The sequence below is a fragment of the Colwellia polaris genome (assembly GCF_002104515.1).
Lineage (GTDB): Bacteria > Pseudomonadota > Gammaproteobacteria > Enterobacterales > Alteromonadaceae > Cognaticolwellia > Cognaticolwellia polaris.
The window spans coordinates 311,650-318,232 of sequence record NZ_NBOE01000003.1 but is presented as its reverse complement, the minus strand read 5'-3'; the positions used below and the strand labels follow the sequence as shown (position 1 = coordinate 318,232).

Here is a 6,583-nt window from a genome sequence, read left to right as displayed (position 1 = left end):
TTAAGCTCCCTAAAGGGTCGTTGGAGACTACAACGTTGATAGGTTGGGTGTGGAAGTGCTGCGAGGCATTGAGCTAACCAATACTAATTACCCGTGAGGCTTAACCATACAACACCCAAGTGGTTTTAAGTTGTATGAAGTTTGACAAAAGTGTAGGAATACACGAATCACGCATGACAATGGTGTGAATAAGAGATTAAGAACAAAAGAACGTATTTATCATCACTGAGACAAGGTCTCATTGATACAGCTTTCAAGATTGTACCTTTTTTGTCTAGCGACAATAGCGACATGGCCCCACCTGATCCCATTCCGAACTCAGAAGTGAAACGTGTTAGCGCCGATGGTAGTGTGGGAGTTCCCATGTGAGAGTAGGACATTGCTAGGCTTCTATTTAGAAGAGCCCGTTACGAAAGTGACGGGCTTTTTGCTATCTGAAATTTTAAAATAAATACAGCGACATTTCCCCACCTGATCCCATGCCGAACTCAGAAGTTAAATGTGTTAGCGCCGGTGGTAAAGAGCGTGTGGGTGTTCTTCTCTTTTATGTGAGAGTAGGACATTGCTAGGCTTCTATTTAGAGAAACCCGTAGCTAACGCTACGGGTTTTTTGCTTTCTGACGTATGAAAAAAACGAAAAGATAGCTATCAGTTTTGAGCTGTCAGCTGTCAGTTTAAAGACTAAAGTTACTAAAATATTTTTACTGATAGCTGACAGCTTACAGCTTTGACTTCAAGTCAATTAAAGATCTTTACTGAAAGCTGACAGCTTAGAACTTACAGCTTAAAAATTACATCTAATGTTTCACATCATCCTTTTCAGATATTAATAATGTATAAAATTGTATTTTTTATTATTTAAACCTACGCAAATAGAGTCTGGCGAAGTAAAATAAGAAAAACAAAGTATTATATTTAAATTATCTATGATAAACAGCCAATTTTCTCAATCACCTTTGATTAACTCCGATATAAAAATTGCCATTATTGGTGGTGGAGTTGCAGGCTCAACTATTGCCTTGCGTTTTGCAGAGTTAGGTATTGATACTACGTTAATTGAGAAAGGACAAAGTTTGGTTAACGGACCTCCTTTTTGTCATTTACATGCTGGTGGTAATTTATATCGTGAAATTTCAGATCAACAGTGTTTAACACTTTTAGAACAGTCGATAGATTCTATAAAGGTTTACCCACATAGTATTAATTATCGTCCTACTGTCATAGCTTTACCAAAAACAGATCACGGTGAAGTTGCTGATCTTTTACCACGCTTACAAAAAATTAGTCAACATTATGCTAAGTTAATAGCCAAAGATCTCAGTAACAAAGTGTTAGGAGAGCCTGAAAATTATTTCTTATCATTTGATCGTAATGCTTTAGAGCGTCTTAAATCTAAAGAGTTACCAAAACAAGCTAAGTGTAATGAAGATTGGTTAGTCGCATTTGCCCAACAAGTTGACTTAGATAAGTTGAAGTATCCCGTACTTTTAGTTCAAGAGTATGGTTGGTCTGCATTTCGTTTAGCTGCTATTGCATCAATTGCGATTGATAAACTTCCGCGTTGTCACCTCAAGCTAAATAGTAAAGTGCTTAATATTACTCAATTAGTTAATAATGAAAAATGGCGGGTAAGTTATGCCGATGATTTAAGTGGCAGTAAAATTAACGATGATTTTGATTATATTATTAATGCATGCGGTTTTAAAAGTGGTGAAATCGATGATATGTTGCAAGCTAAACGACAACGCATGGTCGAATTTAAAGCCGCGTATGTAGCTCATTGGCCTCAGTGTGAAGGACTATGGCCAGAAGTTGTTTTCTATGGCGAGCGCGGCACACCTAACGGTATGGCTCAATTAACTCCATATCAAAATGGTTACTTTCAACTACATGGCATGACACAAGATATTACTTTGTTTGATAAAGGCCTTGTGGCAAGTAACGACGAAAGTGCACAGCCATTATTAGCTAAACGTTTTATTAATAAAATCGATCAAGATTGGCCTTTAACATTAATCAACGACAGAACACTAGGCTCTATTGAGCACCTTGCTCGTTATATTACTAATTTTAGCCAAGCAAGTGTTGCGGGAAAACCTATGTTCGGCGCTCAACAAATCCCTGGAGATGATGCTACTTTGCGTGCCGCCGATGTTTCGTTTCATGGCAAACACTATGCGCGAACTGAAATAGTAAAAGCATCTTCTGCATTAGCAGCAGCAGATGCTATTTTACAAAACTTACAAAATGTTGGTTTAGTGAGCAAAGAACAATTAGGGGAATACGTACAAAAGCATTATTTTCCTGTTACTTTAGAATGTACTGAAACCGAAGTCACTAACCTTGCTGTAAAACTTGCTTGTCAAAGGAATTACCCAGAAGAGTTAGCAAAAAACTTTATGTAACAAAGGCAGTAGTTCAGGGAATGTGTCTAAACACCAGTCAGGCTTGAAAACGCTAATATCTTCTCCATAGTTATAACCATAAGTTAAACCTATACTTTGCATATTGGCGGCTCTAGCTGCAATAATATCGTTTTTAGAATCACCAATCATTATGCATTGGTCTATTGTTACGTCTAATACTTTGCAAGCATGTAGCAATGGAAGAGGGTGTGGTTTGCGCTCGGTTAAACTGTTACCACCCACTAATAATTCGAATAGCCCTGTTAGATCGTACCCAGCAATAATAGGTGTAATAAATTCGGCGGGTTTATTGGTAATAATTGCTAATCGATAGCCTTTGTCTTTTAACGCAATGAGTGTTTCTTTGACGCCTTTATATAACACAGATTCACTACAAAGGTTGTGTTGGTAATACTTTAAAAATATCGCTAATGCACTACTTATTTCCGCTTCACTGAATGTTTTATTAAGCACATTATGCTTACTGGAATGCTGTAAAGCACGCTCAACTAAAGTTCTAGCACCATTACCTACCCAGCCCCGAATAATTTCCTGTGAGAACTCTTTTAAATTGAGTGTTACTAACATATGGTTTACTGCTTTTGCTAGATCTGGTGCGCTGTCAAGCAATGTTCCATCTAGATCGAATAACAGTACAGCTTTATTGCTTTGTTTCATCTGTACATTCCTGAAATTTTATAAGGTGTTGTATGTGTGTAATAAATTTATGTGGATTGAGGTCGAGCTTTTAGATTACTTTCCTTTTTTACCAAAACAGACACTTAAAAAGTGAAAGGGTATTAAATACCTGCTCAGCTTAATACTTTATAAAACTATATTAACACTTTGGTGAGACCTTGAAGTAATCTTTTTTAGAGTGGGGCAAGTTAATCACGAAGAATGAAGTTTATTAGTTCGTTTGTATTTATTCAATAACGCACTACAAACACGGGTTCATTATCTTAGCTGGTATGAGGCTAATGATATAGCAAGCTTGCTTTTTAATTTTACCCAGAAAAATTTGGTGCTATAAATGCTGAACACTGTATATCAAGAGAACAATTTATATTTCATTTAAGGTTTTGTATATAAACTTAAAAGTGAAGTAGATAAGCTTTGCTGTTATAAAGTTATATATTTAAATTTAAGCCAAAAAAAAGGGAAAGCACAAAGTACTTTCCCTAATTACTACACTAGTTGGGTTCTAGTTATATCCCACTTATGGGTTATAAGTTACGTCTAAGCTAACGCCGCTTGCAGCAGAATAGCCATAAACACCTATATGCCATGTATCAGCTACAGGGTTAGTAAATGCACACGCCTCGGTGTTGCCACTTTTATATGGGCGACAATCATAAGTTGATGTTGTTGGTTTAGCACCGCGACGAATATACAAGTCAGCATCCCCTGAACCACCACTCATATTAAAATCAAGTGTCGACATACCCGCTGGGATATCAATTGTATAGTAAGTCCAAGCACGACGTGCAACTGTAATGTCTGTTACAGATGCACTACCACCTGTAGCTGTGCCACCACCAGTTGAAGGCTCAGTAAAACTACCTGTTAAGTTAACACCAGAAAATGCTGAATAACCGATAACTTTTACGTGGTATGTTCCTGCTTGTGCCGTTGCAATTGGACAAGATTCAGCATTACCACCTTTATATGGACGACAGTCATAACTTGATGTTGTAGGAGCAGAGCCAAACTTAACGTAAAGGTCAGCATCACCAGTACCACCAGCCATATTGAAGTTTAAGTCTGTTGCACCTGCGGGTACTTCCATTGTAAAGCTTAATTGTTGTGAAGTTGAGCCTGCTAAATTTGTTTTAGCCACACCGTTCGCTAATACATTACCACCTGTTGAAGGAGGTGTTGTACCACCACAACTTGCTGCTAATGCGTCAGATGCTGCCTTAGCTTGAACTAAACCGTGGCCAGTTTTATCGTCACGGCCAGCTGTGCCTAAATCAATCGCGGTAGATTTTAATGCATTACGAACTTCTGTCGCAGTACAGCTAGGATTATTACTCCAAACAATTGCCGCTACACCCGCAACATGAGGGGTAGCCATTGATGTACCATTGTAATAAGCATAATCCTGATTACCTACAACGCTTAAGTTAGCATTTGTACCAAGCTGTCCCATAAGTTGTAAACCTAAGTCACGGTTTACTGATACTGTAGGAACAGTGACGTCAGTATTTGCATCAACTAAGAATGGGTTTTGTAGACCAGGACGAGCACTGTTACTGTAAACAATTACCCCTGAGGCACCAGCATCAGCACAAGCTTTTGCAGGGTTTATTTCCGGGTAGTTACTCCCTTTTTGGTTATCATTACGCTCAGCTAGACAAATGTTACCTGATACGTTTGAACAGCTATAGCTGCTACCTGAAAGTGTACAAGCGGCTAAAACGCCATTGGCTGAGCTATTTACGTTACTTACCGTAAAGCTACCACCACTTTGAATATAATGAGTTTGTGGTACAACTTCATCATTACCATATGTTGTAGAACCTAATGTGATGTAACCTAAACGACCATCACCAGCAACGGTAGATAGGATTGCTTCACCAGGAGCTGAAATTTCAACTTGAGAGGTATACTGAGAGAACTCTGCATGTTGACGACCTTGGTCAAGTGCGCCTACCGCCATTACAGAATCGTAAGAAGCAGGGTAAGACAATGTTGCATCACCGTCGTTACCTGACGCTGCAATGAGTAAAACACCTGCATCAGCTGCGGCTTGTAAAGAGTTACGTTCAGCATTACTTGATCCAGCACCACCTAAACTCATATTAATAACTTTGGCGCCGTTATCTACACAAGTATCAACCGCATCAACTAATTCACCCGTGTAACCCCAGCCTGCAGCGTTAAATACTTTAACAATATGCAAGTTAACATTAGTGTTAGGCATAATACCCACAACACCTTCTGAGTTATTTACAGCTGCAATAGTTCCAGCAACATGCGTTCCGTGGGAGCCACCATTTTGGTACCAGTTACCTGTACCTGAATTGTTAGTACCAGAGGCATTGTTAGCATTTAAATCTGGGTTAGCACGTTCGTAACCTGAATCGATTACACAAACTGTCATGTTGGCAGCATCATCATCAGACAACAAGTCTGATTGCGTGTCAGCAATACCCCAAGGCTGATTTTGCGCCATTAAGTAACGCTTTAAATCTGGTTCAGCAAACTCAACATCTGCATGGTTGTTCAACTCAAGTACCATAGCTTTTACATCATTAATATGCTTTTGCTTACCTAAGGAAATAACATGGCGGCCATTTTTAAGCTTCTTTAAATGCTTTAAGCTATGACCAGCTTTTTTCGCTAAACCTTTTGGTAATACTTTTTCTGATGCAAAGCCACTTAATGCTTGTGCTTCGAAACCATTTTTATATTTAACAATTATACGATCAGTGAAGTTATGGTTTTGATATTTTTGATCTTCACGCCATTGGCTAAAATCTGCATTTACGGCTGTTAAGGTGTTAACTGCATTAACAGGTGTAAGGTGTATTTCTTCTGCTTGAAAAGTTTGTGCGTTGCTTGTCGCGGCCATTATAGAAAGCGATAAAACACTTAACCCTAATATTTTGTTATTTCTCATCTAAAGGTAACTCCCAATTATTTTTATTTACGCTGAATCTAGTCATTAAATACCACATCGGACGTATTGTTTTTTTCATAGGATGATCAATCATCGTAATTAAGCATGGCTTTTTCAAAGTAATGTAAATAGCAAGTAAAAGACTTTTTTTGATAAATTTACGACAAGCACTAATATTGATTGTTTTTTTAGTTCACTGTTTTATATGGCTTAAATTTTTATTTGTCGCTTTTATGTGAAAAAAAGTCGTGTTTTTGCTAGAGGCAATTTGAGTTGCTGATAATATCGAGCAAAGTTTAAAGCGAACATTTTTAAACCTTAAAAATAACCAGTGTTATTTAGCATGATATGTAGCTGGATGAACTTTAAATATATATAAATTCAACCTCTACTATTGTAATGCCAAACGCTGCTGGTTTTATGATTAAGAAAATATCCAACTTTTTACATACGCTGGATATTTTTGTTTACTTAACATGAAAAACAAATAGATATATCTAGTTAAAAGTTATTAAGTGGTGTGATAATGTTTACAAATCGCTTTATATGAAGC

3 protein-coding genes and 3 rRNA genes are annotated in these 6,583 nt (G+C 37.6%); 4 read left to right on the top strand and 2 right to left on the bottom strand.

Annotated elements, in window-relative coordinates; translation table 11 throughout:
- The 4 genes from B6A32_RS08395 to B6A32_RS08380 all read left to right on the top strand — a co-directional run.
- Positions 1 to 108, top strand: a 23S ribosomal RNA gene (locus tag B6A32_RS08395); the annotation flags it as partial.
- Between the two features lie 165 nt (positions 109 to 273).
- Positions 274 to 388 (top strand): 5S ribosomal RNA (gene rrf / locus B6A32_RS08390).
- A gap of 55 nt (positions 389 to 443) precedes the next feature.
- A 5S ribosomal RNA gene (rrf, locus tag B6A32_RS08385) occupies positions 444 to 571 on the top strand.
- Positions 572 to 926: 355 nt separating this feature from the next.
- A complete protein-coding gene (locus tag B6A32_RS08380; RefSeq protein WP_085302868.1) occupies positions 927 to 2,405 on the top strand; it encodes an FAD-dependent oxidoreductase in 1,479 nt (492 codons plus the stop codon).
- Here B6A32_RS08380 and B6A32_RS08375 read toward each other — a convergent pair.
- Together B6A32_RS08375 and B6A32_RS08370 are read right to left on the bottom strand one after the other, a co-directional pair.
- Positions 2,385 to 3,083, bottom strand: a complete 699-nt coding sequence (locus B6A32_RS08375; RefSeq protein ID WP_085302866.1) for a phosphoglycolate phosphatase — start codon at positions 3,081 to 3,083, stop codon at positions 2,385 to 2,387. The two genes, B6A32_RS08380 and B6A32_RS08375, sit on opposite strands and share 21 nt — an antisense overlap.
- A gap of 541 nt (positions 3,084 to 3,624) precedes the next feature.
- Positions 3,625 to 6,030 (bottom strand): S8 family serine peptidase, encoded by a 2,406-nt coding sequence (locus B6A32_RS08370; protein WP_085302864.1) that lies wholly within the window; start codon positions 6,028 to 6,030, stop codon positions 3,625 to 3,627.
- Positions 6,031 to 6,583: the final 553 nt, after the last annotated feature.

Bases quoted from the DNA above. Each gene is read 5' to 3' on its own strand.
- B6A32_RS08380 (WP_085302868.1), top strand. From the start codon at position 927: ATGATAAACAGCCAATTTTCTCAATCACCTTTGATTAACTCCGATATA.
- B6A32_RS08375 (WP_085302866.1), bottom strand. From the start codon at position 3,083: ATGAAACAAAGCAATAAAGCTGTACTGTTATTCGATCTAGATGGAACA.
- B6A32_RS08370 (WP_085302864.1), bottom strand. From the start codon at position 6,030: ATGAGAAATAACAAAATATTAGGGTTAAGTGTTTTATCGCTTTCTATA.